Raw genomic sequence first — 244 nt, 5'->3', positions numbered from 1 at the left:
CGACCAGCCGCGCGCGGCGGAGAGCTACGCCAGCGGCGCGATCAGGCCGAGCCGCGCGGCCAGCCAGAGCCGCCGCTGCAGCACTTTCAGGGAAACCGTAAGCGTCATCCCGAATGCGGCCCACCGGGCGAGGATCCACACCGGCGCCAGCCACGCATTGGGCCAGGCTGCGGCGTACACCACCTGCCCGCTTGTACCCGCGAGGCCATCCACGACCAGCCCGCACAACACGGCCACCCCACGA

The 244-nt window shown here is 72.1% G+C and carries 1 protein-coding gene; it reads right to left on the bottom strand.

The features are described 5' to 3' along the window. Positions 1-24: 24 nt before the first annotated feature. The coding region (locus ACQG3P_RS21880; protein WP_426806225.1) for a DUF2878 family protein at positions 25-244 on the bottom strand (220 nt) is incomplete at its 5' end.

Origin of the sequence: Stenotrophomonas sp. SrG, assembly GCF_050031795.1 — a bacterium.
Lineage (GTDB): Bacteria > Pseudomonadota > Gammaproteobacteria > Xanthomonadales > Xanthomonadaceae > Stenotrophomonas > Stenotrophomonas rhizophila_A.
The sequence above is the reverse complement of the archived record's forward strand: the minus strand, read 5'-3'. Positions and strand labels throughout refer to the sequence as shown.